This is a genomic window from Amycolatopsis sp. CA-126428 (assembly GCF_002904335.1).
Taxonomy (GTDB): domain Bacteria; phylum Actinomycetota; class Actinomycetes; order Mycobacteriales; family Pseudonocardiaceae; genus Amycolatopsis.
This window is the reverse complement of sequence record NZ_PPHF01000047.1, coordinates 1-1,399: the sequence shown is the minus strand read 5'-3', so window position 1 is coordinate 1,399 and position 1,399 is coordinate 1. Positions and strand designations below refer to the sequence as shown.

Annotated in this window: 1 protein-coding gene; it reads right to left on the bottom strand. The window is 70.3% G+C overall.

Going from position 1 to position 1,399, the window contains the following annotated elements:
- A partial coding sequence (locus C2L58_RS13150) for an IS701 family transposase (protein ID WP_103337861.1) occupies window positions 1–1,329 on the bottom strand: 1,329 nt, incomplete at its 3' end.
- Window positions 1,330–1,399: the final 70 nt, after the last annotated feature.

Genomic DNA, 1,399 nt, shown 5'->3' with positions numbered 1-1,399 from the left:
CAGCAGGGTGAGAAACAGGTGGGCGGCGGTGACCAGGGTGACGTGGCGATTCCAGCCCTGCCAGGAGCGGCCTTCGAAGTGGTCCAGGCCCAGGCCGGTTTTGAGTTCGCGGTAGTCGTGTTCGATCCGCCAGCGGATCTTGGCGTAGCGGACGAGATCGGCGGCGGGAGTGGTGGCGGGAAGGCTGGACAGCCAGTAGGTGACCGGTTCGGGCTCGTCGTCGGGCCATTCGGCGATCAGCCACCGCTGTGGCAGAGCGCCGTCCTCGGCGCCGCGGGGGACGCGGTGCCCGGCGGGCCGGACCCGCAGGAACACAAACTGCGAGGACAATGCGCCCTTGCTGCCTTCGCGCCAGGTGACGGTGAGCGCGGCCTGGCGGCCGGCGGCGGTCACGTGCCGGGCCAGGCTGACCGGCTCGTCAGCGTAGACGGGCGTGGTGTTGGCCGGCGGGCGGCCGCACCGGCCCGTGCCGGACCATTCCCGCGGGACGGGGACCGCCTCGCCGGTGTGGGCCAGGGCCTCGCCTTTGAGCTGCACGCTGTAGGCGATGTCCCGCTCGTCGAGCGCGGCCCGGAACTGGCCGTTGTCGCCGTAACCGGCGTCGGCGACCAGCACTGGCGGGCGCAGCCCGTGTCCGGCGAGTTCGTCGAGAATCTCGACGGCCAGCATCCACTTCGGAAGGTGTCCCTCGTCCTCGGGTATACCGCACCGGTTGCGCCGTGCCCTGGCGGCCTCGGTGACCGCCTCCACGTCCACCTCGATCCCGGCGCCGGCCTGCTCGCCTGCCGGCGCGGCTCGTGGCGCGTTCTTCAGTGTCTTGCGCCGCCTGGCTTTGGCCGCTTTGACCGCCGCCGGGCCCGCCTTGGCGGTGTCCCAGGACTCCGGCAGGAACAGCCGCCAGTCCAGCGGGCAGGAGGCAGTGTCGGTGACCGCGTGCACGCTGACCCCGATCTGGCAGTTGGCGACCTTGCCCAGGGTCCCGGAGTACTGCCGGGCCACGCCCGGGGAACCCGTGCCGTCCTTGGGGAAGCCGCTGTCGTCGACCGCCCAAGCCACCGGACCGATCGCCTCCACCGCCAGCCCGGCCAGCCGCGCTCGCACCGCGTTGGTGTCCCAGGTCGAGGTGGTCACGAACTGTTGCAGCCCCTGGTGATCCACTCCCAGCCGTTCCGCCATCGGCTGCATCGACTTACGCCGCCCGTCCAGCAACAGCCCACGCAGATACGTCTCGCCCTTGGCCCGCTGGTCTGACCGGGCCAAAGGAGCGAACACCTCCGCTGCGAAGGTCTCAAGACGTTGCCGGACATGGACAAGCTCGTCGGGAGTCACCGAAGCATGAAATCATCCAGCCCGCTCCACGCCCCCACGACACACCAACACCTAACAAAGCACTACTAGG